The sequence below is a fragment of the Pedobacter cryoconitis genome (genome assembly GCF_014200595.1).
Taxonomy (GTDB): Bacteria; Bacteroidota; Bacteroidia; order Sphingobacteriales; family Sphingobacteriaceae; genus Pedobacter; species Pedobacter cryoconitis_C.
The window spans coordinates 72344-98322 of sequence record NZ_JACHCG010000005.1 but is presented as its reverse complement, the minus strand read 5'-3'; the positions used below and the strand labels follow the sequence as shown (position 1 = coordinate 98322).

At 40.0% G+C, this 25979-nt stretch carries 25 protein-coding genes; 10 read left to right on the top strand and 15 right to left on the bottom strand.

The window, feature by feature from the left end; all coding sequences use genetic code 11:
- Nucleotides 1-20 precede the first annotated feature (20 nt).
- On the bottom strand, nucleotides 21-944 hold the full coding sequence (locus HDE70_RS22910) for an SPFH domain-containing protein (RefSeq protein WP_183866239.1): 924 nt from the start codon (nucleotides 942-944) through the stop codon (nucleotides 21-23).
- Between the two features lie 124 nt (nucleotides 945-1068).
- Here HDE70_RS22910 and HDE70_RS22905 point away from each other — a divergent pair, with 124 nt between their 5' ends.
- Nucleotides 1069-1254, top strand: coding sequence for a hypothetical protein (locus HDE70_RS22905; RefSeq protein WP_183866238.1), 186 nt, complete (start codon nucleotides 1069-1071; stop codon nucleotides 1252-1254).
- Here HDE70_RS22905 and HDE70_RS22900 read toward each other — a convergent pair.
- Both HDE70_RS22900 and HDE70_RS22895 read right to left on the bottom strand, forming a co-directional pair.
- Nucleotides 1251-2360: a CapA family protein gene (locus HDE70_RS22900; protein WP_183891941.1), complete on the bottom strand. Its 1110-nt coding sequence runs from the start codon at nucleotides 2358-2360 to the stop codon at nucleotides 1251-1253. The two genes, HDE70_RS22905 and HDE70_RS22900, sit on opposite strands and share 4 nt — an antisense overlap.
- Before the next feature lie 69 nt (nucleotides 2361-2429).
- The gene (locus HDE70_RS22895; RefSeq protein WP_041878629.1) at nucleotides 2430-2984 is read right to left on the bottom strand and encodes a C40 family peptidase; all 555 of its coding nucleotides are present in this window, start codon (nucleotides 2982-2984) and stop codon (nucleotides 2430-2432) included.
- A 235-nt stretch (nucleotides 2985-3219) separates the two neighbouring features.
- On the opposite strand from HDE70_RS22895, the gene pdhA reads away from it, so the two are divergent.
- The 3 genes from pdhA (at nucleotide 3220) to hisS (ending at nucleotide 7376) form a co-directional block, all read left to right on the top strand.
- Nucleotides 3220-4215: a pyruvate dehydrogenase (acetyl-transferring) E1 component subunit alpha gene (gene pdhA, locus HDE70_RS22890; RefSeq protein WP_068404218.1), complete on the top strand. Its 996-nt coding sequence runs from the start codon at nucleotides 3220-3222 to the stop codon at nucleotides 4213-4215.
- A gap of 32 nt (nucleotides 4216-4247) precedes the next feature.
- A complete protein-coding gene (locus tag HDE70_RS22885) occupies nucleotides 4248-5903 on the top strand; it encodes a pyruvate dehydrogenase complex dihydrolipoamide acetyltransferase (protein ID WP_183891940.1) in 1656 nt (551 codons plus the stop codon).
- 72 nt (nucleotides 5904-5975) lie between these two features.
- Nucleotides 5976-7376: a histidine--tRNA ligase gene (hisS, locus tag HDE70_RS22880; RefSeq protein WP_183891939.1), complete on the top strand. Its 1401-nt coding sequence runs from the start codon at nucleotides 5976-5978 to the stop codon at nucleotides 7374-7376.
- Here hisS and HDE70_RS22875 read toward each other — a convergent pair.
- The 5 genes from HDE70_RS22875 to HDE70_RS22855 form a co-directional block, all read right to left on the bottom strand.
- Nucleotides 7373-8143, bottom strand: a complete 771-nt coding sequence (locus HDE70_RS22875; protein ID WP_183891938.1) for a dienelactone hydrolase family protein — start codon at nucleotides 8141-8143, stop codon at nucleotides 7373-7375. The two genes, hisS and HDE70_RS22875, sit on opposite strands and share 4 nt — an antisense overlap.
- Before the next feature lie 52 nt (nucleotides 8144-8195).
- Nucleotides 8196-8666 (bottom strand): nuclear transport factor 2 family protein, encoded by a 471-nt coding sequence (locus HDE70_RS22870; protein WP_183891937.1) that lies wholly within the window; start codon nucleotides 8664-8666, stop codon nucleotides 8196-8198.
- 207 nt (nucleotides 8667-8873) lie between these two features.
- A complete protein-coding gene (locus tag HDE70_RS22865; protein WP_183866232.1) occupies nucleotides 8874-10319 on the bottom strand; it encodes an SDR family oxidoreductase in 1446 nt (481 codons plus the stop codon).
- Nucleotides 10316-11674, bottom strand: a complete 1359-nt coding sequence (locus HDE70_RS22860; protein ID WP_260161920.1) for an ABC1 kinase family protein — start codon at nucleotides 11672-11674, stop codon at nucleotides 10316-10318. The genes HDE70_RS22865 and HDE70_RS22860 overlap by 4 nt, the downstream gene beginning before the upstream one ends.
- Complete coding sequence (locus tag HDE70_RS22855; RefSeq protein WP_183891936.1) at nucleotides 11619-12275, bottom strand: TetR family transcriptional regulator C-terminal domain-containing protein; 657 nt, start codon at nucleotides 12273-12275, stop codon at nucleotides 11619-11621. The genes HDE70_RS22860 and HDE70_RS22855 overlap by 56 nt, the downstream gene beginning before the upstream one ends.
- Nucleotides 12276-12465: 190 nt before the next feature.
- On the opposite strand from HDE70_RS22855, the gene HDE70_RS22850 reads away from it, so the two are divergent.
- The 3 genes from HDE70_RS22850 (at nucleotide 12466) to HDE70_RS22840 (ending at nucleotide 16420) form a co-directional block, all read left to right on the top strand.
- On the top strand, nucleotides 12466-12810 hold the full coding sequence (locus tag HDE70_RS22850; protein WP_183891935.1) for a hypothetical protein: 345 nt from the start codon (nucleotides 12466-12468) through the stop codon (nucleotides 12808-12810).
- 154 nt (nucleotides 12811-12964) lie between these two features.
- The gene (locus HDE70_RS22845) at nucleotides 12965-15283 is read left to right on the top strand and encodes a TonB-dependent receptor (RefSeq protein WP_183891934.1); all 2319 of its coding nucleotides are present in this window, start codon (nucleotides 12965-12967) and stop codon (nucleotides 15281-15283) included.
- Between the two features lie 147 nt (nucleotides 15284-15430).
- Nucleotides 15431-16420: an alpha/beta fold hydrolase gene (locus HDE70_RS22840; protein WP_183891933.1), complete on the top strand. Its 990-nt coding sequence runs from the start codon at nucleotides 15431-15433 to the stop codon at nucleotides 16418-16420.
- Nucleotides 16421-16454: 34 nt separating this feature from the next.
- Here the strand turns inward: HDE70_RS22840 and HDE70_RS22835 are convergent, their stop codons facing one another.
- Nucleotides 16455-17234: a zinc-dependent peptidase gene (locus tag HDE70_RS22835; RefSeq protein WP_317617433.1), complete on the bottom strand. Its 780-nt coding sequence runs from the start codon at nucleotides 17232-17234 to the stop codon at nucleotides 16455-16457.
- Nucleotides 17234-18250, bottom strand: a complete 1017-nt coding sequence (locus tag HDE70_RS22830) for a Gfo/Idh/MocA family oxidoreductase (RefSeq protein ID WP_183891932.1) — start codon at nucleotides 18248-18250, stop codon at nucleotides 17234-17236. Before HDE70_RS22830 ends, HDE70_RS22835 begins: the two co-directional genes overlap by 1 nt.
- 134 nt (nucleotides 18251-18384) lie before the next feature.
- Between HDE70_RS22830 and HDE70_RS22825 the strand changes: the two genes are divergently transcribed.
- Nucleotides 18385-18729, top strand: a complete 345-nt coding sequence (locus HDE70_RS22825; protein WP_068404193.1) for a hypothetical protein — start codon at nucleotides 18385-18387, stop codon at nucleotides 18727-18729.
- A gap of 91 nt (nucleotides 18730-18820) precedes the next feature.
- Here HDE70_RS22825 and HDE70_RS22820 read toward each other — a convergent pair whose 3' ends face one another.
- From HDE70_RS22820 to HDE70_RS22805, 4 genes are all read right to left on the bottom strand, one after another.
- Nucleotides 18821-19501: an OmpA family protein gene (locus HDE70_RS22820; RefSeq protein ID WP_183866226.1), complete on the bottom strand. Its 681-nt coding sequence runs from the start codon at nucleotides 19499-19501 to the stop codon at nucleotides 18821-18823.
- Between the two features lie 213 nt (nucleotides 19502-19714).
- On the bottom strand, nucleotides 19715-20995 hold the full coding sequence (locus HDE70_RS22815) for a replication-associated recombination protein A (protein ID WP_183866225.1): 1281 nt from the start codon (nucleotides 20993-20995) through the stop codon (nucleotides 19715-19717).
- 83 nt (nucleotides 20996-21078) lie between these two features.
- The gene (locus tag HDE70_RS22810) at nucleotides 21079-22356 is read right to left on the bottom strand and encodes a DEAD/DEAH box helicase (protein ID WP_183891931.1); all 1278 of its coding nucleotides are present in this window, start codon (nucleotides 22354-22356) and stop codon (nucleotides 21079-21081) included.
- 81 nt (nucleotides 22357-22437) lie between these two features.
- Nucleotides 22438-23238, bottom strand: coding sequence for a DUF4197 domain-containing protein (locus HDE70_RS22805; RefSeq protein ID WP_183866223.1), 801 nt, complete (start codon nucleotides 23236-23238; stop codon nucleotides 22438-22440).
- Nucleotides 23239-23360: 122 nt separating this feature from the next.
- Between HDE70_RS22805 and HDE70_RS22800 the strand changes: the two genes are divergently transcribed.
- Nucleotides 23361-23939: an RNA polymerase sigma factor gene (locus tag HDE70_RS22800; protein ID WP_183866307.1), complete on the top strand. Its 579-nt coding sequence runs from the start codon at nucleotides 23361-23363 to the stop codon at nucleotides 23937-23939.
- The gene (locus HDE70_RS27450) at nucleotides 23932-24873 is read left to right on the top strand and encodes an energy transducer TonB (protein ID WP_183891930.1); all 942 of its coding nucleotides are present in this window, start codon (nucleotides 23932-23934) and stop codon (nucleotides 24871-24873) included. The genes HDE70_RS22800 and HDE70_RS27450 overlap by 8 nt, the downstream gene beginning before the upstream one ends.
- A 68-nt stretch (nucleotides 24874-24941) precedes the next feature.
- Here HDE70_RS27450 and HDE70_RS22790 read toward each other — a convergent pair whose 3' ends face one another.
- Nucleotides 24942-25970: an inorganic phosphate transporter gene (locus HDE70_RS22790; RefSeq protein WP_183866221.1), complete on the bottom strand. Its 1029-nt coding sequence runs from the start codon at nucleotides 25968-25970 to the stop codon at nucleotides 24942-24944.
- Nucleotides 25971-25979: the final 9 nt, after the last annotated feature.

Below are 25979 nucleotides of genomic sequence, written 5' to 3'. Positions count from 1 at the left end.
CAGCCCCTTTTTTATGGATGTTAATTTTTAGGCTTCTGGAATTGCATAGCCATCATTTCCTTCATCGTTTTGTTCATCCCGTCGGTAGAACCATCAAGGAAAATCACATTCCCATCACTGTTCTCTGCAAAATGCTTGATAGATTCAGTCCACATCGTAAACAAGATCACAGAGATATCCAGGTTTGCCTGTTCCATTTCCTGTGCTGCTTTAGTCATACCATGAGCAACCTCAGCCCTGAATAAAGCGATACCCTGTCCACGTAACTGTGCAGCCTCACGTTCGGCCGCTGCGGCGATTTTAATCGCATTACCATCAGCCTCAGCACCCTTGGTTTTCGTAATCAATAGCGCTTGTCCTTCGTTCTCAGCAGCAGCTTTCAGGTTATTTGAAGCGACTACACGGCTCATTGAGCGCATAATTTCATCATCGAAAGTAATATCATTTAATTGCAGATCCTGTAAATGATAACCCCATGATTCCAAAACAATATCAATCTGTTCCTTCACATGCATTACAATTTCATTTCGCTGCGCTAAAACATTGGCCTGTTTCTGAGTCGCTACATAAGCCCTGATCGAACCCTCAATCGTACGAATCAGGGCCTGCATTAAATTGGTTGCATCTACGAACTTAAAAGCGACATTTTTAATCGTTTCTTCATCGTGATTCAATACCGAATACAGCAGCATGGCTTTAAAATAGACATTGGCCTGATCTTGCGTCACCGCCTGAAAAGACAACTCTACTGAACGGTTCTGTATAGAGATCCTGGAATAGATTACTTCAATAAGTGGAATTTTAAAATTTAGTCCTGGTCTTAACTGGCGTCTATATTTTCCAAAGACCGTAACAACTGCAATTGTACCTTGCTTTACCGTTACAAAAGAGCTAAAAAGCACGATCAGGACAAAGAAGAAAAAAATGTACATGGCGTAATTCATGATTAATAATTTAATAAGTTAAACTTTTTCAAGATACGCAATAACTCTCATATGCAAATCCTCTGGTCTTCAAAGACTCCGGGCACAGATATTGTATAAGAAGATTTGAATTAACTTAATCATCATGAACGTAAAAAGAATTTTTGGTACAATCTTAACTATCCTTGGTATTATCGGGCTGATCTATGCAGGTATTGGATTTGTAAAACATACGATGCTGACGCGTGAACTTTTAGTTGCCGCAATAATCAGTATCATATTCTTTTTCTCAGGTATAGGACTGATCAAAAACACAAAAGATGAAGCTTAATCCGCTACACGGATCTGCTGGTCAGTAAACTTTAGACGATGGCCAGGGAAATCAGCAGCTGTTAATGAAATTATTTTTTTGAAAGCAGTTTGTGCTGTATCTAAAGTAAGGCGGTGAACTTTATCCTGCTTTACAGAAATAACATCAGCATATAGAAAATCTCCCTTGCCATTGATCTTGACCTGTAAAAGCGGAGCAAAGCCGTTTGGGCCTTTTAAACTGAACATCCCATACGTACAGAAATTTCCGAGGCTATAGGCAATGAACTTGTTCTTGTAAACCTCTACTGCACGTGTTACATGAGGCCCTTGTCCCAATACAATATCGGCACCAGCATCAATTACCGCATGCGCAAACGCATAAACATCTCCCCGGTTTTCCTTATAAAAGATCTCATTAGTTCTGGGTACATGTTCAAACCTTGCACCCTCGCCACCACCATGGAAAGAAACAATCACAATATCGACCTGCTTTTTAAGAAAAGCAACCAATTGTTTTGCACTATCCACCTGATTGATGGAAACCGTACCTTCATTAGGTGCAAAAGCACAAAAGCCATACTTCACACTATCCTTTTCAAAGACCGTATATGGATGGGAAGTTAAACCAGCATATTTGATTCCCAGTGAATCCAGGATCGCAGCACTGCGTTTTCTTCCTTTCCAGCCAAAATCTCCCACATGGTTATTCGCCACACTGAGTAAATTAAAGCCTGCTTCTTTGTAAATTCCTGCATAACGTTCCGGCATTCTGAAAGCAAAACAGCTATTACCAATGGTATCCTTACACTTCGTTGATTTCCCGCTGTTCAGAAAACAGCCTTCCAGATTACCGAATACAATATCGCCCTTTAAAAAAGACGCTACATTTTTAAAGCTGCCAACTGCATCATCAGCAGGCAGGTTCGATTTCGAAGGATAAGCAGAACCCAGCATCAGATCGCCAACAGCAGTAATGGTCAGCGTATCTTTTTTTGAGCTTAAAGTTGTATCTCTTTGAACAGCTGAATGTTGTTCAGCAGCCATATTCACATTTCCTGTGCAGCTCAGCAAAATCAGGCTGGTTACTATAGCAAGCAGAATAAAGCCGGTTATTTTCGTTTTCATAATGTCATTCATAAAAAAATCCTTCTAAAGTAATTTAGAAGGATCGTATAGCTATGGGTATAGAAGATATTATTCTTCGATTAAATCTTTTTTAGCAGATTCAAGAATCCGTCCGCCCTTATAAAAGAAGCGTGAATAATAAGGCTCGTTCAAATTGCTGATTACAACACCTCTTGAAGAAGATGCATGAGCAAAGCGGTTGTCACCTAAATAAATTCCGATATGTGTGATTCTTGTACTTCTGATTTTAAAGAAGACTAAGTCTCCTTCTTTTAGTTCATCTTTAGGTAGCGGGTCTACCATGCTGAAGATGTCTCTTGAATTTCTTAACAATGTAGTGTTGAAAACTTTGTCGTAAATCGCCTTGGTAAAGGCTGAACAATCGATTCCTTTCTTGGTATTTCCTCCAAACCGGTAAGGTGTTCCTATCCATTCGTAAATGAATTTGTAGAGCTTAACGTTAGATGTCGCGTCGACTGCGATACCCATAACCTGGGAGAAATATTGGGAAGCTAAGTTATCAGGATCCTCTAATTTGTTGGTTTCTTTTGTTTTAGTTTGCGCGTTTAAAGCAGTCACGCTGCACAAAGCAATAAGGGCAGAAAACAAAAATTTTTTTATCATGTTACACTGTTAAGTTTGGGTAATAGGCACTTGCACTTAAACGTACACCAGCTAAGGCTTATTGTCAGGTTGTCAAAACTATGTAAATAAGATATGTTATCCAAATGTATTTTGATGAAATGCATGAGTTATTAACATTTTACGGTCATTGCTCACATGCATTTTACACTAATCCTTCGATATATTACAATAAAAAAGTAGATTTGCTCTCATAAATAAAAATCAATAGCCAAAAATGAGTGCAGTAGAAATTAATAAGGATACCTATCTGAAGTGGTTTGAGTCGATGTTACTAATGCGTAAATTCGAAGAGAAAACTGGTCAACTTTACGGACAACAGAAAATCCGTGGTTTTTGTCATCTATACATCGGTCAGGAGGCTGTTGTTGCCGGAGCGATTTCTGCATTACAACCTGAAGATTCTATGATCACCGCTTATCGTGATCACGCTCATGCTTTGGCGAAAGGTGTAAGTGCAAACAGTATAATGGCAGAGATGTACGGTAAAGCTACCGGCTGTTCCAAAGGTAAAGGTGGTTCAATGCACATGTTTAGCAAAGAACATAATTTTTATGGTGGTCACGGTATCGTGGGTGGTCAGATCCCATTAGGTGCAGGTATCGCATTTGCTGAAAAATATAAAGGGACTAAAAATGTTAACGTTTGCTATATGGGTGATGGTGCAGTTCGTCAGGGCGCATTAAACGAAGCCTTCAATATGGCCATGTTATGGAAACTTCCTGTAATCTTTGTTTGTGAGAACAATGGTTATGCAATGGGAACTTCTGTAGAGCGTACCACTAATATGTTAGATCTTTACAAAATCGGTTTAGGATTCGATATGCCATGTGCCCCGGTTGACGGAATGGACCCTGTTGCTGTTCACAACGCAATGGACGAAGCAGCTCAGCGTGCACGTAATGGTGAAGGACCAACCTTCTTGGAAATGAGAACTTACCGTTACCGTGGACATTCAATGTCTGACCCTGCTAAATATCGTACTAAAGACGAATTAGAAGAATATAAAGCTAAAGATCCGATTGAATCAGTAAGAGAAACTATTCTGAACGAAAAGTATGCTGATCAGGCATGGATTGAAGAAATTGAAGCTAAAGTGAAACAGATCGTGGATGAATCTGTGAAATTTGCTGAAGAGTCACCATGGCCGGAAGCATCAGAACTATATACTGATGTTTACGTGCAACAAGACTATCCATATATCCAAGATTAATTTTACAACCTATTTTCAATTGATATTATAGAATGGCTGAAGTAGTTAAGATGCCCAAAATGAGCGACACCATGACCGAAGGGGTAATGGCGAAGTGGCATAAAAAAGTTGGCGATAAAGTTAAAAGTGGAGATGTTCTGGCAGAAGTAGAAACCGATAAGGCGACTATGGATCTGGAATCCTACTGGGATGGCACCATCCTTTTTATTGGTGTAGAAGAAGGTAAAGCTGTTCCTGTTGATGCTGTAATTGCAGTTATTGGTAAAGAAGGCGAAGATTATAAAGCTGCTCTTGACGCAGAAGGTGCTGCTGCACCGGCAAAAGAGGAAAAAGCTGCGGAAACAAAACCTGCTGAAGAAGCTCCAAAAGCTGAAGCAAAAGGTGCTGCGATAACTGATGCTGATCTGGAAAAACAAGGCGTAACGGTAGTACGTATGCCATTGTTAAGCGATACTATGACTGAAGGCGTAATTGCTGAATGGCATAAAAAAGTAGGTGATAAAATTAAAAATGATGATATCCTTGCTGATGTAGAAACCGATAAGGCGACTATGGAAGTAATGGGTTATGCAGATGGAACTTTATTACATATTGGGGTAGAAAAAGGTGCTGCTGCGAAAGTAAACGGTATCATCGCGATAGTAGGTCCGGAAGGATTTGATATCAGCGGTATTTTAAACCAGGGTGATGCTCCGGCAAAACCAGCTGCTGATAAAGCAGATGCCCCTGTTAAAGAAGCTGCTGCGGCTGCTCCGGCAGAAGCACAGGAAGAAACACATACAGCTGACGGTTCACGCCTGAAAGCTTCTCCTTTAGCTAAGAGAATTGCAAAAGAAAAAGGTATAGATCTTGCACAGGTTGCAGGTAGTGCTGATGGTGGCCGTATCATTAAAAAAGATATCGAAAACTTCAAGCCTGCTACTGCGGCTGCAAAAGGTACAGAAGCTGCTTCAGCTCCTGCATCTGCTGAGAAATCAGCACCAGTTCTTGCACAATACATTGGCGAAGAAAAATATACAGAGAAACCAGTTTCTCAAATGCGTAAAGTAATCGCGAAAAGATTATCAGAAAGCTTATTCACTGCACCGCACTTCTATCTTACGATGAGTATTGATATGGATGCTGCGATGGCTGCACGTGTAAAGATGAATGAATTCTCTCCGGTTAAACTTTCATTCAATGATTTAGTGATCAAAGCGGTAGCTGTTGCCTTAAAACAACATCCAAACGTGAACTCTTCATGGTTAGGAGATAAAATCCGTTACAATGAGCATGTGAACGTAGGTGTAGCTATTGCCGTTGAAGACGGATTATTAGTTCCTGTAGTACGTTTTGCTGATGGAAAATCATTGTCACGTATCTCAGCTGAGGTTAAAGATTTCGCACAACGTGCAAAAGCTAAAAAACTTCAGCCTTCAGACTGGGAAGGTTCAACTTTTACCGTATCTAACTTAGGAATGTTCGGTATTGATGAATTTACAGCTATTATTAATACACCTGATTCTTGTATCCTTGCAGTAGGCGGGATTTCACAAGTACCAGTAGTTAAAAATGGTGCTGTTGTTCCTGGAAATGTAATGAAAGTTACTTTAAGCTGTGATCACCGTACGGTAGATGGCGCGACAGGTGCTGCATTCTTACAAACATTCAAAGCATTATTAGAAGAACCAGTAAGATTATTGGTTTAATAATATTGAAATATTTAAAAAGCTGCTTCGGCAGCTTTTTTTATGCGTGCTACTTTTTGTACTTTTGCCCCTATGTCAAACATTAAACCGTCTTTAGCAAAAGGAACCCGTGATTTTTCACCTCAGGAAATGGTGAAACGTAATTACATATTTGATACCATTAAAAAGGTATTTAAGAAATATGGTTATGCTGAAATACAGACTCCTTCGATGGAAAACCTTTTTACCCTGACTGGTAAATACGGTGATGAAGGCGATAAACTGATTTTTAAGATCCTGAACTCGGGAGATTACCTTTCTAAAGCCAATGCGGATCATTTAAGCGCATTAAATTCTAATGCACTGATTTCATCTATCAGTGAGAAAGCATTACGTTACGATCTGACTGTACCCTTTGCACGCTATGTAGTGATGCACCAGAACGATATAGCTCTTCCTTTCAAACGTTTCCAGATTCAGCCTGTATGGAGAGCTGACAGACCTCAAAAAGGACGTTACCGTGAATTCTATCAGTGCGATGTGGATGTAGTAGGTTCAGAAAGCTTGTTGAACGAAGCAGAATTTGTGCTGATCTACCAGGAAGCCCTTTGTAACCTGGGGATGACTGACTTTACCATTAAACTCAATAACCGTAAAATCCTTTCGGGAATTGCAGAAATTATTGGTAAACCGGAACTGATCATTGACATGACCGTTGCCATCGATAAACTGGATAAGATCGGTTTTGAAGGAGTAACTAAAGAACTGCTGGAAAGAGGCTTTACCGAAGATGATATTACAAGGTTAAAACCAGTAATCCTGTTAGAAGGAACGAATGCAGAAAAGCTAGACCGCTTAAAAGAAGTGCTGGCGAGTTCAGAAGTCGGATTAAAAGGAATAGCTGAAATTGAAACTGTATTTGCTTATGTACAGGGACTGCTGAAAAACAGTGCCCTGAGACAACCGGATTTAGAACTGGATATTACATTAGCCCGCGGTTTAAATTACTATACTGGCTGTATCTTCGAGGTAAAAACCAATGAAGCAGCGATGGGTAGCATTTGTGGAGGTGGCCGTTATGATGACCTGACTGGAATGTTCGGATTAAAAGGACTGACAGGAGTGGGGATTTCTTTCGGAGCTGACCGTATCTATGATGTTTTACAAGAATTAAATCTGTTCCCGGAATCGGCAGCTGCCGGAACAAAAGTACTGATCAGTAATTTTGATGCCGCATCAGAACTTTACGCTTTACCCTTATTACAACAATTAAGGGATGCAGATATCGCTGCGGAGCTTTATCCATCTTCAGCAAAGCTTAAAAAGCAAATGAGTTATGCAGATGCTAAAGCGATCCCTTATGTGATCCTGATCGGAAGTGATGAATTGGAAAGCGGTATCCTGACTTTCAAAAATATGCATACAGGCGAACAGCAGAAAATCACTGCTGCTGCCATTATAGAAATACTTAAAGCAGAAATATCAGCCAGTTAACTGGCTAATATTTCATCAAAAAATAACAACATATGTTTCCATGATCTTTTCGAGGCCAGCTCATTGTAAGCTGCGCCTTTCGAATTGTCATTGCCGGCTTCACGGTCAGTGAACGCATGTACAGCATTCGCATACTCAATCATCTGCCAGTCGGCTTTAGCAGTTCTCATTTCCTGCTGAAAACCTAAAACCTGCTCATTGGTCATAGATGGATCATCCGCACCATGTAATACTAATACCTTGGTATGAATAGGATTTACAGCTCTTTCACCCGCATATTGCGCAAGTCCACCGTGGATAGAAACAACTCCTTTAACAGGAAAGTCAGCTCTTGCAGCTTCTAATGCCCCCGTGCCTCCAAAGCAATAACCAATTACAACGATTCTCGATGGATCAGCACCAGCTTTAATTAACTGCTGTAAAGCAAGCTTAATTCTTTGCTGATAAGCAGCTACGTTCTTTTTATAATAACCCGATTGCTGACCAGCCTCTTTTGCATCTTTCGGGTAATGGCCTTCCCCGTAAATATCAGCCACAAAAGCATAATAACCCAGACCAGCTAATTTTACAGCCGATTCTTTAGCATTATTATCGATCCCTTTCCAGGCTGGCAAAATAAGTACCCCTGCCTTTTTATGTGTGTTTTTAGCTGGTGAAATCACGAGCCCCTTTAATTGCTGTTGTCCATCCTGATAAACAACAGGTTTGAGCTGTGCGAAAGATCCGGATACGATCAATGTCATAGCGATAGTAAGTATTGATTTCATAAAGTCTTTTTTAGTATAATAATTAGTATAACAAGAAATGAACTCCTGATGTTTAATGGTTGGCTTCCATATACAAACGAAGATTTTCGGCCGCCCGTTTGCGTACTTTATTTCTCAGGAAGCCTGTCCAGCCCAATAAAATGCCTGACAGCCCTAAAGCCTGGCTTGACCATTTATAGAAGCTGAAATGATCTTCATGCTGAACAATCTTTCCATTTTCAAAAACGAAAGACGCTTTAATCCGGTTAACCACTTTTTTTCCGGTAGCTGAAAATGTATAATGTGCAACCCACTCAGCAGTACCTGTTTCTCCATCAGTTTGAACATGATTGTATTCTACGCGCAGGTCTTTTCCTTTTTTAATCAGCATTTCCCACATACTGCGTACGTGCGCAGCATCCAGGTTTCTAAATGCAGGATCATTAAAAGTAGCATTTTCTGCATAACAAGCCTGCATGCCCTTAAAATCTTTGTTCTTGAAACAAGTGTAAAAATGATGAATGAGATTTTCGTTGGTTTTCATAGGAATAGATGATGTCCTGTTTTGGACAACACTAATATATGTATAATTCTGAGTGGTAATACGAATTGGCTGAGGCTAATCCGGATAGAATGTGGAAAGGTTGAAAAATAAATAGAAATGCTTTGAAACCTTTTCAATTCATTTACGTCTTATATACAAGTTTATAGGTTAGCAGAGGTATAGTTGTGGCGACTATACCTTTGTCTTTTAAACGATCTTGTAGGTTGTAATTTGTTTAGCCATCCCTTTAAAGAGAAATATGTGAAATGGAAACATAGCATACCAATAAACTCTTCCCCATAAACCCGAAGGTCTGAAAGTTGCAATCTGCGACAAAAATGACTCTCCGCGATAATTGATCACTTTGAATTCAAGCCAGGCTTCTCCCGGCACTTTCATTTCCGCATAAAGCAGTAACCTTGCATTTTTTTGATCAGCAAGCAGTACACGCCAGAAATCAATGACATCACCCGCATGTATAGAAACCGTATTGGTGCGTCCTCTTCGTGTGCCGACACCTCCAAATAATTTATCGATGAATCCCCTTAAATTCCAAAGCCAGTCTGCATAATACCAGCCCCTGCTTCCCCCAATGCTCCAGATATTTTCGAAAACCTCTTCTGGTGGACGTTTAAAAGGCATTTTAACTTTGTATTCCAATACGCCATTCTGAGGGACTTTAACCTGGTCCATAAATGAAGTGTCCAGATAACCTCTGTTTAAAGCATCCTTCCAGCTAGAAACAATCGAATGCTGTTCAATCTTTTCAAAAGCCAGTTTAAGTGCTTTTTTATAGCTGAAGCAGGGCCCCGGTACAATTTCTTTGATCCGTTCATCTTTACAGATAACCTCATTTTTCATACTGTCCACCAAACTTCTCGCTAAAGAATAAGGCACGGCAGTTACTAAATAAAGCCATAAAGAAGATAATCTCGGTGTTAATACAGGAACGGTGAGTATCCAGCGTTTCAGATTTCTGGAAACTGCATACTGAAGGATCATTTCTTTATAAGTCAGTATATCAGGGCCTCCAATATCGAAAATCTGGTTAAAAGCTTTTTCATTCATTAATACCCCGGTCAGATAACCCAGTACATCGCGGATGCCAATAGGCTGACACCTGGTATTGACCCATTTAGGCGCAACCATAACAGGTAACTTTTCCGCAAGATCACGTATAATCTCAAAAGAAGCACTTCCTGATCCGATAATAATAGCCGCACGTAAAATGGTAAAAGCAATGCCCGAATTTTTAAGTTCATCTTCCACAGAAAGCCGGGAAGTTAAATGTACTGAAAGATGGTCATCATTCGCGATCCCTGTCAGGTAAATCAGCTGACGGCATTTTGTCTTTTGTATTGCATTTACAAAGTGCATTGCCGATTCAGCTTCCAGCTCAGCAAACTTTTGATTACCTGAAGACATCGAATGTACCAGATAATAGGCCGCATCAATGTCTTCAGGTATATTGTTTAAAGATTCCGGATGTAATAAATCGGCAGTAATGATCTTCACCTGATCATCAAAGTCAGACTCTTCTGCAAAACGGCGCTTATCACGAACCATACAAACTACCTCATGTCCCTGTTCCAGCAGAACAGGTAATAATCTGGTGCCGATATAACCGTTTGCGCCGGTCAGCAGAACTTTCATGCCGTATGCGGATTGAAAGTATCTGTGTTGATGAAGGCTTTTAATTCTTGTAAAATCGTGTATAGACCAAAATTTGTACGGTTCACATAGATAAAATGTTTCACCCCTCTGGCCTGTTTAAACTCTGGCATTTTAGCAATCTTCTCCCCAAAAGCATACAGCTGAGCAAAAAACTCAGGCTGACTGAAGTCAAAAGTTTTACTCGTATAAGGTTTAGCAAATAACTGTATCATTTCCAGATAAGCTTTGTAATAAAACTCAATCTGCCCGGCATCATCATCCGGATGTATCATTTCGAGCTTTCTGAAAGCCTCAATAGTTTTATTTTTATCCTTAATCACATCCGATGAGATCAACGAAAAGAAAGGAATGTAAAAATCATCAGGCAATTCTTTAATACAGCCAAAATCTATGACTCCTAATTTTTCATCCGGTGTAATCATGAAATTTCCGGGGTGGGGATCTGCATGTACAGCTCTCAATTCATGCTGCTGGAAATTATAAAAATCCCATAAAGCCTGCCCGATTTTATTTCTGAGTTCCTGAGAAGGATTAGTCTGAAGAAACTCTTTGAGGTGCAGGCCTTCAATCCAGTCCATGGTAATGATCCTTTTACCCGAAAGTTCAGGATAATAAATAGGGAAGACTATATTGTTCAGATCCTTGCAAGCTTCGGTAATCTCAATAGAACGGCGGACTTCCAGTTCATAATCCGTTTCCTCTAACAAACGTTCCTCTACTTCTTTAATATAAATATTCAGCTCTTTTTCGCTCATTCCCAATAAACGGAAGGCAAAAGGTTTTACTAATTTCAAATCCGAAGAGATACTATCTCCAACACCCGGATATTGAATCTTAACGGCTAGTTTTTTCCCATTCAGCTCTGCCTCATGCACCTGTCCGATAGAAGCCGCATTGGTAGAAACCAAGTTGAATTTATCATAAATCGCTTCAGGTGGTTTACCGAAATTCTTGGTAAATGTCCGGACAATAAGCGGCCCTGAAAGTGGCGGCGCGTTATATTGTGACTGCGTGAATTTATCTACGTATGATTTTGGGAGGATATTTTTATCCATACTGAGCATTTGTGCAATTTTCAAAGCACTGCCTTTCAACTCACTCAGGGATTTATAAATATCGGTCGCATTATCCTCATTCAACTCATCTCTGCCCAACTGCGGATTGAAAAGCTTTTTAGAATAATGCTTAATATAATTTCCGCCAATCTGAAAACCTGTTTTAACAAATTTTGCAGAGCGTTCTGTTTTAGTTACTGGAATACTATTTTGTTCGGCCATGTTATTGTCTACCCCTGCTTTCTGCAAACTTTCCATTTCTGGATAAGAACTTACCATACTCTAAAAGATTATCAAGCGGAGAACGCTGAAATAAATCAAACGTCACATTGATCCCTTTTTCAATAGCTTCATCCGTTTTTTCAAAATCAGTACTGTCATCGTTTATCCAAAAATTCAGGATAAAAGCAAACTGAATCCAAAGTGCATCTTTATACCTTTTGGTTAAAAATTTGCGGTCTGCCAATTCTCCCTTTTCCAATCCCTCATTAATCAATTCCCCGGCAAAGTTCTCGAAAATAGGTTTCACGCCAGCTAAAACCGCAGGCGTACTAAATCTGTCCTGATGACTTTTGAGACTGTAAACAATAAAGCTTCTGTGTTTTTTTAACAGCTCTGTATAACTGTAGAAAAACGAAAGCATTCTGTCTCTCGAAGAATACTGCGCCCAAACTTCCTGCTGCTGAATAGCGCTGATTGCTTCGACAGTAAGATCTGCCCAGACCATTTTTTCAATACTTTCGAAAGAACTGTAGAACTCGTAAAATTCAGCCTCTGAAATCTTTAATTTTTTCACGAAACTGTAGACTGATTTGGGTTTTTCGTCCTGCGTTAGCACATAATCTATGTAAGCAGTTCTGATTTGTTGAGACGTTGCCATATCTTTTTCTTTAATAACGATTTATAGCTTAGAATAGTTTTCTGATTGCGGTAATGAAACAGCCTGTGACTGAATAAAAGCATTCGGATGACATATCGGGTGTGTAAATTGGCTTACTATTATCCCATATCAAAGCAATGTTACGTGAAGATTACCTGAATTGTGCAGATTTGATTACTTTTGTCTTTAATTGAACAACAGACGCTTACATATCAGCCGGATTTTCGCGACGTTATTGCTTATGGTTTTTGCCATTGCACTCACGCCATGGAGCTCTCTTCATCATCATGAAGAGCAGCCGGACTATTGCGTTAAAGACGGTAAAGAATGTTTGCATAAATTCCATGTTGGCAGCGAAAGACATAACTGTCTGATCTGTTCTGCACATTTTGAAAAGGACTATTATACAACCGCAGTAACTTATCAGGCTGCACTGGAAAGTAAATCCATAGTAAAAAACTATGCTTTGATCAGTGCCAGTTATACTGTATTAATCAGTACCTCTCTCCGCGGCCCCCCTACAGCGCACGTATAAGACAATTCTAATTTATTGCAAAGACATTGATGGGTTTTTAACCCCGGTGGCTTCAGGCAATTTTATCCAAAAAAAGACAAACACACATTTGATCAGGAAACCTGAATGGGCCTCAGCTCAGGAAAGCTTCGTGTAAAAAACATTATACAGACATATGAAAAAGATACATCTATTTCTAGTTGTACTACTATCTGCTTTTATTTTCACCAGCACATTTGCGGCTGATGTAGCTGAATTTAAAGGTAAAATTATTGACGCGCAGACTAAAACACCATTACCAGGTGCTTCTATCACTATCCCTGATTTACGCACCTCTGCAATTACTAACCAAAATGGAGAATTTACCTTCAAAAATGCGCCTGCACATGGTCGTTTCCTTGTTCAGGTTAGTTATATAGGCTATAGAACAATCACACAATCAGTTGATTTCTCTAACCCCGGAAAGCTTGAATTCGCTTTGGAACCAAGCGTTATCGAAGGCAGGGAAGTGGTGATTACCGGTTCGGCATCCAGTTCAGATAACCGCAAAAACTCTACCTCTGTGACTACAGTGAGTAAAGCAGATTTATTATACCGCCCGTCTACAAACCTGATGGATGCGATTTCGCGCGTTCCGGGAGTGTCTCAAATCACTACAGGGCCGGCAATTTCAAAACCAGTTATCCGTGGTCTGAGTTACAACCGTGTGGTTACTTTGAGTGACGGTGTTAAACAACAAGGACAACAATGGGGAGACGAACATGGAATTGAAATCGATCAGTATAGCGCTGACCGCGTAGAGGTTTTAAGAGGCCCGGCAAGTTTAATGTACGGCTCTGATGCCCTGGGTGGGGTGATTAATATTCTTGATGGATTACCAGCTCCCGAAGGTACTTTAAGAGGTGAATTCCTGACTAATTATTCTACAAACAATGGAATGACCGGCAATTCATTAATGTTGCAGGGAAATGAAAATGGATTAATCTACAAAGTACGCGGATCTTATAAAAATGCTTATTCTTATAAAACGCCTACAGAATATGTCCCTAATTCAGGTTTCAACGAGACTAACTTTGAAGGGCAGATTGGATTGAACAAGAAATGGGGATATGCCCATTTAGATGCGTCAACATTCCGTACCAATATTGGTTTTTACGATCCCGTAAGAAACGACGCAGGTCAATTGGTTGATGCAGATGGTAATCCTTTTTCTGATGCACAAAATAAGGATAGAACGCTGGCTTACCCTAAGCAGGATGTACGCCACTATAAAATAGCTTTGAACAGTAATATCCTTTTAGGAGAAGGCAGTTTGAAAGCTACTTTAGGTTATCAGCACAATTTACGTAGAGAACTTGGAGAAGCTGATAAAGGCCCTGATTTGTTCCTGAACAGTTATACTTACAGTTATGACCTTAAATATTCATTTAAAGAAGTGAATGGATGGGCGCCTGTAATTGGTGTTTCCGGAGAATATATCCATAGTTTAAATACAGCAGGTAGTGAACAATTGATTCCTGATTTCGATACACAATCATTCGGTAGTTTTGCTTTTGTTAAAAAAACATGGGATGATGATACGTTTAATGCAGGTATCCGTTTTGACTATAGAAAAATGACTGGAAAAGAATTTACTGGTGAATCAAACTACCCGGCATTCAGCAATAAATTCTCTCATATCACCGGTGCATTAGGTTATACCCATGAATTCAATGAAGCTTTTAGTTTTAAAGCAAATGCCGGTAGCGCTTTCAGAGCACCGAATATTGCAGAATTAGCCTCAAATGGTGTACACGAAGGCGTATTCCGTTACGAAGTAGGTAATCCAAACCTTAAGCCAGAGCAGAGTTACCAGTTCGATGCTTCTTTTGATTATCAGAACCAATACGTAAGCGCAAGCTTAGGCGGTTTTGCTAACTTTATCAATGATTACATTTATTATAATACAGACGGAACAACTAAAACTGTCGACGGCAGAGATTTCCCTGTTTATAATTTTGTACAGGATAATGCCTTTTTACGTGGAGTAGAAGCATCGTTAACCTTACACCCAGTTAGTTTTATCCACTTTGAAAATGGATTCTCTTATACAAGAGCAACAAACCGTACCACTAAACAATCACTTCCATTTATCCCTGCGGCTACTTTACATAACGAATTACGTTTTGAACCAACTGTTGCAGGTACTTCTCATTCTTATGTTTCTGTAGGAATTGATAACTATTTTAAACAAACGAAGATTGATAGTTTTGAACAACCAACCTCAGGTTATACTTTATTAAATGCATCAATCGGGACAACTTTGAAACTAAGCAAAAACCAGGACATCACTATTTATGCAGCTGGTAAAAACTTATTAAACAAAGCTTATTATGACCATTTGAGTCGTTTTAAACCGGGAAGACTAAGTGATGAAGATCCAACTTTGGGTATTTATAACATTGGGCGCAGCATTACATTTGGGGTAACTCTTCCATTTACATTGAAAAAATAGTATACAACACACCAAAAATAATACACACACGTTTGCAATGAAACCCCGCTTTCCTGTTAAGGAACGGGGTTTTCTTGTAAAATAATCGTTAGTTTTAGAACTTTCGACTTCCTGCTTTGTTTGTAGGTACTAAACGATTGAGATTATATGTTCAAAAAACTACTGCTGCCAGCAATCCTTTTATTTTGTTTGTCTTTATCCGCGTCTGCTCAACAGGCAGATACACTGTCTATTACCTTAGAGAATGTAAAATATGCCTATCCGGTAAAATACTTTCCTATTCATACCGAGGGACAAGATATTAAGATGGCCTACATGGATATCGCACCTGTGCAAAATGCAAATGGCAGAACCGTAGTCTTATTTCATGGTAAAAACTTTGGAGGATATTACTGGACAAATGTAATAAAGGCCTTAACCAGCAGAGGATTCAGGGTTGTTGTGCCGGATCAGATCGGATTTGGTAAATCTTCTAAACCATTTATTCATTACAGTTTTCATCAGCTGGCACGCTGGAACAAAGCATTATTAGATACTTTAGGGATTCAGAAAGCAAATATCCTTGGCCATTCTATGGGTGGGATGTTAGCCACCAGGTTTGCCCTGATGTACCCGCAAACTACAGAGAAACTATTACTGGAAAACCCGATCGGGCTGGAAGATTATCGCGCCTTTGTACCTTATGTCACTACAGAAGAGCAATATAAAACGGAACTGAAAGCTACGGCAGAAAGTATCAAAAAATATTATCAAAGTTCTTACTTTACCGTTTGGAAACCAGAATATGATGAATTAGTCAGGATTGCTGCGGGAGTGACCTTCAGTTCAGATTACGCACGCTGGGCAAAAGTAGCAGCGATGACTTTTACCATGATCTACGAACAGCCTGTAGTTTATGAATTCCAGAATATCACTGTGCCTACCATTTTATTTATTGGTAAGGAAGATAAAACGATTGTTGGTAAAGGCTTATTAAGCCCGCAGCAGCAAGCGCTTCACGGACAGTATAAAGTATTGGGAAAACAGATTGCAGCAAAGATACCGAACGCCAAGCTGATTGAATTTGATGGTAGCGGGCACATTCCTCATTTGGAAGTGCCTACCGAATTTACAGTAGCTTTACTGGGCGGGTTATAAATAAATAGAGAACCTGCCCCGGCAGGTTCTCTATTTATTTTTTTACAGGGTCCTGTGAGAAAGTTGCGGCAAGGATCTGATATAATTCAGGATGTTTGTCTTTAAACTGTGCTGGTTTTTCAAAGAAATATTCTGACACGACCGCAAGAAATTCAGCCTCATTCGTCACCGCATAAGGATTGATATCTGACTTTCCAGCCTCAATCCTGCTGATTTCCTGGTGAATCATTTTTACCCACGGAATAATGTACTGATGCGGCATCAGGTTTTCAGGAATACCATCCGTTGCCCCGTCCGATTTATCCAGCAAGTGTACAAACTCATGAATAGCGGTGTTTTCCTTGTCTGCACTGATCGAAAATCCTTCGAGTAACGCAGAGCGCGATAAGATCATTTGTCCGTTCATATAGCCCGTACCAACCATTCCGAGAATATTCCGGTCACCACCTTCAAACTGAAAGTCTTTATTGAAAGTATCAGGATATAAAATTACCGCATGGAGATTCTGATACTTCCATTGTCCAAACCCAAAGACCGGAATAATTGCACTGGATGCAATTAATAAACGGTCTGTAGCATCAGGCACAAGATCTATTCCTTCCACACGCACATAACTTAAAAAGTCCAGCAGCATTTGCTCAAACTTTACCCGGTTATTCTGGTCTAAATACTGATAATAGGCTACATGATTTAGCAGGATCTGCCGGTCAGTTTCATTCATCGTATTTTCAGCAGCCTGTTTAGACTTTTTACTGCGGAATATAAAATATAACGCGATTATAAATGCGGCGATTAAGATCAGGTAAGGCATCATTATTCTGCTTCCAGGATTTCAAGTTGAGCAATGATATCTTCCTCACGTACCGGATAAGGTTCCTTATTCACCAGCGATTGATAAACTGCTTCAAATAATGAGATATAACTGGCAGGCTCGGAAGGGACTAGGCGTTTTGTTCTTTCTCCACTTTCACTGATCAGTGTTAAGACCCCCTCTTTTCCTTTGGCTTCAATTCCAAAACCAGGTTCATTGGGCTTAATCCCTTTTAACAACTGTTCTTCCTGCACATCTGCCCGTTCTTTGATAAAACTCCCATTTTTCCCATGCAAAACAAAAGAAGGCTGAATATCAGTGACCATCATATTGGCATGTACAAAAACATTCAAACTATCCGGGTAGCTCAGGTGGATTGAGAAGAAGTCGTCAACCTTTGTATTTTCCCTGTTTCTCCCTAATATTTTATGAAATGATAAGGGTTTGCCAAAAAGACTGATAGCCTGATCCACTAAATGCGGCCCAAGGTCATATTGTAAACCACTGGCTGCAACCGGTTCTTCTTTAAAGCTTTTGACGCCGATACTTGCTTTATACCTGTCAAATCTGAGGTGAACCTCTGATAATTTGCCCAGCTTATCACTTTTAATGATTTTTTTTACCGCTGTAAAATCACTATCCCACCTGCGGTTCTGATAAACAAATACCTTTTTACCCAACGTTTCAGCCAGTTTAAATATTTCAATGGCTTCTGCTGATGTTGCCGCAAATGGTTTTTCCACCAAAATATGCCTGCCAGCTTTTAAGGCTTGCTTTGCATAGTCGTAATGGGTATTATTTGGCGTATTGATAACGATCAGTTCAATCTCCGGGTCATTTAGTAACTCTTCAGTACTGTTATAACTGATGATGCCTGCGAAATCTTTCTCTGCATTTTTTTGATTACGTTCTGTGACTGCACGCAATTTAAACCCTTGATGTGCAGTCAGAAAAGGGCCGTGAAATATTTTGCCGGACATGCCGTAGGCCATCAGGCCGGTCGAGATTACTTTAGTCATCAATTGCTGTATTTGAGCAGCTAAATTAGGCAATCAAAAAGTTGATGATTTAATCGTATTGTCATAAACCGTTTAACTCTTTGTATTTATTCAATAAATAGAAGGCCGGCTCTTATATTTTTTATCTTTGTGTTATGAAGCCCGCAGAAATTCACGCAAAATGGAAAGTTCTACAGCAAAAGATTGCTGAGGAATTCGATTCAGATATACCTGATTTAAAGGTAATGTTATTTTTGATAGGCGTTCAGGAATTAGGAAAGGGGCCGGGTAAGTATAGCAAACGTCAAAAAGAAGAGCTGATGCATATCGCTACTTGCCGCTTAATGAGTGAAATGGGATTTTATGAGCTTGAAGGCCTGGATCAGGACGGATGGCCACATTGGAAATTGGTCAAACAAGTTCCTTCCTTTGCCATGATGGAGCAGGAACTGCTCTTGAAATCACTGGCTATTCATTATTTCGAAGACATCTATCAATAAGACAGGATAAAAAAATCTATCGCTACAAAAAAGCCGGAGTATGATTACTCCGGCTTTTTATGTTATTAAAATAGGTAGATCTTAATATTTTTTAGTTGTTAGCTTGTTGCGCTTGTTTTTTCAATTGATCATTCGCTACAATAACAATCTCAACTCTACGGTTAGCAGCTCTTCCTGCATCAGTTGCATTGTCTGCAATTGGCTCAGAGAAACCTTTACCTACAGTAGTTAAACGTGATGATGGAACACCTTGAGTAACTGCATAAGCTTTAACAGACGCTGCTCTTCTTTCTGAAAGGCTCATGTTATAAGCCTCAGTACCTTTATTATCTGTATGACCAATAACTTTGATTTCAGTATCAGGATATTTTTCTAATGATCCGGCTAATGATTTTACGTTATCTTTTGCCTGTGCTTTTAAGTTTGCACTGTCAAAATCAAATAAGATACCACTATCAAATTTTACGATGATACCTTCACCTTCACGAACTACTTCTGCATTTGGAATTGCATTTTGAATTTCAGCTGCTTGTTTATCCATACGTTTTCCGATGAATCCACCAGCAGTACCACCAATTGCACCACCTAAAATAGCTCCAATCGCAGTATTACCTGCTTTTTTGCCGATAATAGCTCCTAAAACACCACCAGCAGCGGCACCAATACCAGCTCCTTTTTGTGTTTTTGTTAAACTGTCACATCCTTGAAAACCCATTGCGGTTAAGGATAAGGCGATGCTGAATGCAGCTATTTTAAATTTCGAAGTAATCATGATAATAATTTATTTGTTTATAAGGGCATTTAATCAAAGGTGATGCCAATTGTAAGTTTTTTGTGATTTCTTATAATAAGACAGAGATTTTGTATAAATTTCCGGGTACAACTGACAGGAGATTGTCTTAAAATATCGGGATTGACTACAATTCTGTACAATTTGTTTTGAAAAAGATAATTAACTGGCACAAATATTTAATCACTATTAAAGCTAGTAATCATATTTATCTTTCCAGTTCTGCTTTAACTTTTCCCGGAGTTTGTCTTCTGCCGGATTATGTCCGGGATCATACAGCTTTGTGCCGCTGATCAGGTCAGGTAAATATTCCTGTGCTGCAAAGTTGCCTTCATAACCATGAGAATACTTATAATCTTTTCCATAACCAATGTTTTTCATCAGTTTGGTCGGTGCATTCCTGATGTGCAGCGGAACAGGTAAATTACCAGTCTGTTTAACCAGTTGCTGTGCTTTATTGATCGCTTCGTACGCTGCATTACTCTTGACAGAAGAAGCCAGGTAAGTCACCGCCTGCGAAAGGATAATCCGGGCTTCAGGATAACCGATCACATTGACTGCCTGGAAACAGTTATTCGCTAATAACAGCGCGTTTGGGTTGGCATTGCCAATATCTTCGGAAGCCAGTATCAATAACCTTCTGGCAATAAAAAGCGGGTCTTCACCACCCTCAATCATTCTGGCCAGCCAGTAAACTGCACCATTGGGATCGCTTCCCCGGATTGATTTGATAAAGGCAGAGATAATATCATAATGCTGTTCCCCGGCCTTATCATATAAAGCGAGGTTCTGCTGTGCATGTTTCAATACATTTTCGTTGGTGAGTACAATTTTGTCACCGCCAATACCGTTAACAGCTATTTCAAGTACATTTAATAGCTTTCGGGCATCGCCACCAGATAAACGAATCAAAGCCTCATGCTCTTTAATGGTAATTTTCTTTTCTTTCAGCATTATATCTTCCCGGATTGCAGTCTGCAATAAACCAGAAAGTTCATCCTCATCCAGAGATTTCAGAATATAGACCTGGCAGCGGGATAGCAAAGCGGAAATAACCTCGAAAGAAGGATTTTCTGTAGTCGCACCGATTAAAGTAACCAGTCCGCGTTCTACGGCGCCCAGTAAGCTGTCCTGCTGTGATTTACTGAATCTGTGGATCTCATCAATAAATAAGATTGGCAAACCCAGAAAGCTATCTTTTAACAGTGCTGCCTTATCAATAACCTCACGGATATCTTTTACTCCTGAATTGATAGCACTCAGGTTAAAAAACGGACGATCCAGTGTTTGAGAAATGATATAAGCTAAAGTAGTTTTTCCGACTCCGGGAGGCCCCCAGAAGATCATTGAAGGGAGCTGACCACTTTGTATTGCTTTGCGCAAAACCGCATCCGGTCCTACCAAATGTTGTTGTCCAACATATTCGTCCAGATTCTGCGGACGCATGCGTTCTGCTAATGGAGGTAGGTTTTGCATAAATGTAAAGATAAAAAAACAGGAGCAATAAAAATTGTTCCTGCTTTAAAACTGCTTAAAATTTACACTAGACAGTTTTTATATTATTCAGCTTTTGGAGCTGCACCTTCTGTTTTTGGCGCTGAGCCTTCAGTTTTAGGTTTCTTTTTCCAGAACTTACGCTGAGGCGCTTTTTTTCTGTCCCTGTTATGTTCAGGTCTTGAAGACGAAGTTGCTGCTGATTCTACCGGTGCTTCCCCTAAATGTTCAGGTAAAGGCATCCGTTCAATAGTTTTGTCAATCAGCTTCTCAATGTTCGCAAACTTACGTTTATCCTTATCATTGACTAAGGTAATTGCTGTACCAGTCGTAGCAGCCCTTGCTGTACGGCCAATCCGGTGAATATAATCTTCAGGATCATGTGGTACATCAAAGTTGATCACCAATGAAATTCCTTCTACATCAATTCCTCTGGAAAGTACATCAGTACCAATCAATACCGGAACACGTTTATTCTTAAATTCAGATAAAATAGCTTCTCTTTCCTTTTGTCCGAGGTCGGAGTGGAAAGCCTCTGCTTTAAAGCCAAGACCACGGAATACTTTACCCAGATTTTTAACTTTTTCTTTCGTTGAAGCAAAAATCAAAATACTTGGGAAATCAACATTTTTCATCAGCTCAGTCAGTAATTTTACCTTTTGGGTATCATGTACAATATAAGCCTGCTGATTAATTCCCGCTGCTGGTTTAGAAATTGCAATGCTGATCTGCTCAGGGTCCTTTAGTAAAGTGCCCGCAAGCTTTCTTATTTTAGGAGGCATCGTTGCAGAGAACAATACAGTTTGTCTTTTTTCCGGAAGGAAGCTTACAATGCGCATAATATCATCATAGAAGCCCATGTCGAGCATTCTGTCTGCTTCATCAAGCACAAGATGCTGTAACTGATCCAGCTTCAGCAAGCCTGAAGAAAGATGAGAAATAAGTCTTCCTGGTGTAGCAATGATAATATCAACACCTTCACGCATACTTCGTTTCTGCTGTTCATAAGCAATACCATCTCCACCACCGTATACGGTTAGCGAGCTGATATTGGTGAAATAAGAAAGTGCTTCAACCTGCAAATCGATTTGCTGTGCAAGTTCGCGTGTAGGGGCAAGGATAAGGGTATTGTTATGTCGGTTCTCCGTCTGGCTGATCATATTCATGACCGGCAGCAAATAAGCACCTGTTTTACCTGTACCCGTCTGGGCACACGCAATCAGATCTTTTTTGGCTAAGATAAGGGGAATTGCTTCCTGTTGTATGGGGGTTGCATTTCTGAAACCCATTGCTAATAAACCCTCTAATAAATCAGGGTTAAAATTAAAATCTTTAAAATCCAATATACTTGTATGTTATTCGTAATTGTTCTGCATAAAAGTAGCCTTTATTTTTATCTTAATGTAGATATTTCTAAGGGCTATTTATTTTTTCTGGTCTGCGTATCCGAATACTTTCTGAAGTATAGGGGTGGTACGTACACCTAAATTATTTCTGATGGTCAATTCTTCCTGTGCTACCTGAATGAACATCCCTTCCACTGCTTTTTGAGTTACATAAGCCGGAAGATCAGTTGTGACTGGTTTAACCAGTGGTAATTTATTGTATTGCCCGGTTGCATCGCCCCAATATTTAGCCGCACCGACTTTACTTAAACTCGCATTCACAACTGGTCTGAACTTCTCTAAAAGCTGTGCTGTAGTCGCCTTTTTAAAATATTCAGTTGCTGAATTTTCCCCGCCTAATAAAATATTTGTTGCATCGGTAATCGTCATTTGTTTGATAGCGGATACAAATATTGGTTTAGCCTGCTTCGCTGCATCTTCTGCCGCTCTGTTTAAGCTGGTCACCACATTATCTGCCAGAGAACCCAAACCAATACTTCTCAACGTTTTTTCTACTTTTTGTGCTTCAGGAGGGAATAAGATTTTAACCGCCATATTTCCTAAAAAACCATCCTTCAAAGCTAACTGGTCTGCTCCTTTAGAAATCCCTGCTTCCAGCGCTTGTTTAATCCCGCTGCCTATTTCTAAATTCGAAGGCTTGGCCACCGGAGCCGTGGTAGATGTCGTTACCGTTGTCGTAGTGGTCTGCGTAGTCGCAGGCTTGGTCTCCGTTGCAGATTTCACTTTCTTTAATAGATTCCCAAGAGATTGACTTTGTGCAGTATAGCTATTGAATGCGATGGCTGCAAAAGCCAGGGATGCGAGTTTAAATTTATTCATGTTCATAGTGTAAAGTCAATAGTAAGCAAATTTCTGGCCATTAAATACTGATTATCAATTTTAAACAGGCGCAGAGTCAGAAAATATTTTTATACTTGAAGAGAATTTTCCATCAGATACAATTGAAATTTATAAAGAATACAACAGGAATCAAAGATCCCGATGATGCAGCACTTCTTTTACGGTACAAAAGTACAGGAAGCCTGGATGCATTGGGTGCGCTTTATAACCGGTATATGCACCTGGTTTATGGGGTGTGTCTGAATTATTTCAAGGAAGAAGAAGCTAGTAAGGATGCTGTCATGCAGATTTTCGAGGAACTGGTTGTCAAATTAAAGATTCATGAAGTGCAGAATTTCAAAAGCTGGCTGCATGTATTGACCAGAAACCATTGTTTAATGGCGCTCAGGAAGTTAGCTAAAAACAATACGGTGTCTATTGACGATACTTTTGTGGAAAATACCGACTTTGTGCATCTGGATATAGACGATACCAAAGAAACGCAGTTGACCGTTATGGAAAAGTGCATGGAAACCCTGACCGAAGAACAGCGCAAGAGCGTTGACTTATTCTATCTTCAGGAAAAATGTTATAAAGAAGTTGCCGAATTAACCGGTTATGAAATGGTCAAAGTAAAGAGCTATATTCAAAACGGAAAGCGGAATTTAAAAATTTGTATAGAGAAAAACAGCAGTGAATAACGATTGGTTAGATATAGAATCACTGGAAGATTACCTGGATGGTAAACTTGACAGCAAAGCTATGCACAAGATTGAGAAGCAGGCGCTGGAAGATCCTTTTGTTGCACAGGCACTGGCAGGACTAAGCGAATCGCGTGGTAAAGCAGTGCAGAATGTTTCCTTGCTTCAAAAACAACTGTATGAGCGTATCGCGCAGCAGCAGGTAACCAAGAAAGAAACCGTATTTACCTGGCAGCGTTTAAGTGTTGCGGCAGCTGCGGCTGTGATGTTTATCTCTGTAAGTATCATGTTCTTTATGAAGGACAGAGAGAAACGCGAAGAGATGGCTAAAAACCAGCCCAGAAAAGTAGAAGTAAATATTGCACCTTCACCAGCTCAGGCGGTGATTGATTCTGCAAAAAATGATATTTATGCCGCTAATATTGCGGTTAAGAAAACCAAACCCGTAATTGCCGGGCAGGGGGTGCCTTCAGCTGAAGTACAAAACGAAGCCTTAAAAGAAAGGGCTGTACAACCTTATGCGATGCAAAGTGCCCCGGTTAAGCCAGCAGACAGTGCCAATACAGCGGCTGGCGTTCCGGTACAAGCAATGGCCAGAATGAGTAAATCAGTTCCGGCAGCAGCAGAACCATTAGCGGGCAAAGTTGCCGGTTTAGCTGTGGCTACAGCAGTGCCTGATGTCGCTACACCTGTAGGCGGGTGGGCAAATCTGGATACTTACCTGAATGACCACAAGAAACTGCGTGGTACAGGAGATAAGCTGGTAGAACTAAGCTTTTTGGTAAACAGTGAAGGAAATCCTGTTGATTTAAAAGTAACCAAAGGGACCAATAAAGAATTTGATGAAGAGGCCGTACGGCTGATTAAGGAAGGGCCCAGATGGGAACAGCCTAAAAATAAAGAAAGCAGGGTAATTTATACCGTTGCCTTTTAAAGAAAAACCCCTTGAACGTTAAATTCAAGGGGTTTTTTTATGCTTATGTTTTGCGTAATTTATTCTTTCTATACAACTCCCAGACCAGGGAAGAAAAAGTCAACCAGTTTGAAAATAATAGCGGCTAACAGTGCTGAAACAGGAATAGTTAAAACCCATGCCCAAAGCAAGCTTACAGTTACCCCCCATCTTACTGCGGAAACCCTTTTTAATAAACCAACCCCAACAATAGAACCTGTAATGGTGTGTGTAGTAGAAACCGGGATACCGAAGTGTTCTGTGATTCCAAGGGTTACCGCACCCGCAGTCTCTGCTGCTACGCCCTCAAAAGCATTTACCTTTGTAATTTTTGAACCCATTGTTTTTACGATCTTCCATCCACCGCTCATAGTACCTAAAGAGATGGCCGCGTAACAGGTAAATGGAATCCACTCTGGCATTGTATCGCCTGTTTTTAACACTTTCGCTGCAACCATGGCTACATAAATGATACCCATTACTTTTTGCGCATCATTTCCACCGTGGGTGAAACTTAAGGCCGCAGAAGAGATCAGTTGTAGTTTTTTAAACCATTTTTCTGCAACCGAAGGTCTTGCATTTTTAGAAAGGTGCAGCAGGATAATGGAAATGATTACCGAGATAAACATCCCGATTACAGGAGCAAGTACAATAAAAGCAATGATTTTCAGGATCGGAGCCAGGTTAATTGCCGACATGATTCCAAAACCTAATGAACCTGCTTTAGCCATACCAGCGCCAGCAAAACCACCAACTAAAGTATGTGACGAACTTGAAGGGATACCATACCACCACGTAAATAAATTCCAGGTGATCGCTGCTAAAAGTCCGGCGAGGATAACCTCGAGGGTAATGAAATTTTCTACAACCGTTTTAGCAATAGTGTTTGCAACTTTGTGATCTGTAAAGTAAAAGTAAGCAGCAAAATTAAAAAGTGCTGCCCAGAGTACCGCCTGAAATGGGGTAAGTACTTTTGTCGATACAACCGTTGCAATAGAATTGGCGGCATCGTGAAAGCCATTGATATAATCGAAACCGATAGCCAGTACAATTACGACGATCAATAAGGGTGTAAGCATTTCGTTGAA

Bases quoted from the DNA above. Each gene is read 5' to 3' on its own strand.
- HDE70_RS22910 (WP_183866239.1), bottom strand. From the start codon at position 944: ATGAATTACGCCATGTACATTTTTTTCTTCTTTGTCCTGATCGTGCTT.
- HDE70_RS22905 (WP_183866238.1), top strand. From the start codon at position 1,069: ATGAACGTAAAAAGAATTTTTGGTACAATCTTAACTATCCTTGGTATT.
- HDE70_RS22900 (WP_183891941.1), bottom strand. From the start codon at position 2,360: ATGAAAACGAAAATAACCGGCTTTATTCTGCTTGCTATAGTAACCAGC.
- HDE70_RS22895 (WP_041878629.1), bottom strand. From the start codon at position 2,984: ATGATAAAAAAATTTTTGTTTTCTGCCCTTATTGCTTTGTGCAGCGTG.
- pdhA (WP_068404218.1), top strand. From the start codon at position 3,220: ATGAGTGCAGTAGAAATTAATAAGGATACCTATCTGAAGTGGTTTGAG.
- HDE70_RS22885 (WP_183891940.1), top strand. From the start codon at position 4,248: ATGGCTGAAGTAGTTAAGATGCCCAAAATGAGCGACACCATGACCGAA.
- hisS (WP_183891939.1), top strand. From the start codon at position 5,976: ATGTCAAACATTAAACCGTCTTTAGCAAAAGGAACCCGTGATTTTTCA.
- HDE70_RS22875 (WP_183891938.1), bottom strand. From the start codon at position 8,143: ATGAAATCAATACTTACTATCGCTATGACATTGATCGTATCCGGATCT.
- HDE70_RS22870 (WP_183891937.1), bottom strand. From the start codon at position 8,666: ATGAAAACCAACGAAAATCTCATTCATCATTTTTACACTTGTTTCAAG.
- HDE70_RS22865 (WP_183866232.1), bottom strand. From the start codon at position 10,319: ATGAAAGTTCTGCTGACCGGCGCAAACGGTTATATCGGCACCAGATTA.
- HDE70_RS22860 (WP_260161920.1), bottom strand. From the start codon at position 11,674: ATGGTAAGTTCTTATCCAGAAATGGAAAGTTTGCAGAAAGCAGGGGTA.
- HDE70_RS22855 (WP_183891936.1), bottom strand. From the start codon at position 12,275: ATGGCAACGTCTCAACAAATCAGAACTGCTTACATAGATTATGTGCTA.
- HDE70_RS22845 (WP_183891934.1), top strand. From the start codon at position 12,965: ATGAAAAAGATACATCTATTTCTAGTTGTACTACTATCTGCTTTTATT.
- HDE70_RS22840 (WP_183891933.1), top strand. From the start codon at position 15,431: ATGTTCAAAAAACTACTGCTGCCAGCAATCCTTTTATTTTGTTTGTCT.
- HDE70_RS22835 (WP_317617433.1), bottom strand. From the start codon at position 17,234: ATGATGCCTTACCTGATCTTAATCGCCGCATTTATAATCGCGTTATAT.
- HDE70_RS22830 (WP_183891932.1), bottom strand. From the start codon at position 18,250: ATGACTAAAGTAATCTCGACCGGCCTGATGGCCTACGGCATGTCCGGC.
- HDE70_RS22825 (WP_068404193.1), top strand. From the start codon at position 18,385: ATGAAGCCCGCAGAAATTCACGCAAAATGGAAAGTTCTACAGCAAAAG.
- HDE70_RS22820 (WP_183866226.1), bottom strand. From the start codon at position 19,501: ATGATTACTTCGAAATTTAAAATAGCTGCATTCAGCATCGCCTTATCC.
- HDE70_RS22815 (WP_183866225.1), bottom strand. From the start codon at position 20,995: ATGCAAAACCTACCTCCATTAGCAGAACGCATGCGTCCGCAGAATCTG.
- HDE70_RS22805 (WP_183866223.1), bottom strand. From the start codon at position 23,238: ATGAATAAATTTAAACTCGCATCCCTGGCTTTTGCAGCCATCGCATTC.
- HDE70_RS22790 (WP_183866221.1), bottom strand. From the start codon at position 25,970: ATGCTTACACCCTTATTGATCGTCGTAATTGTACTGGCTATCGGTTTC.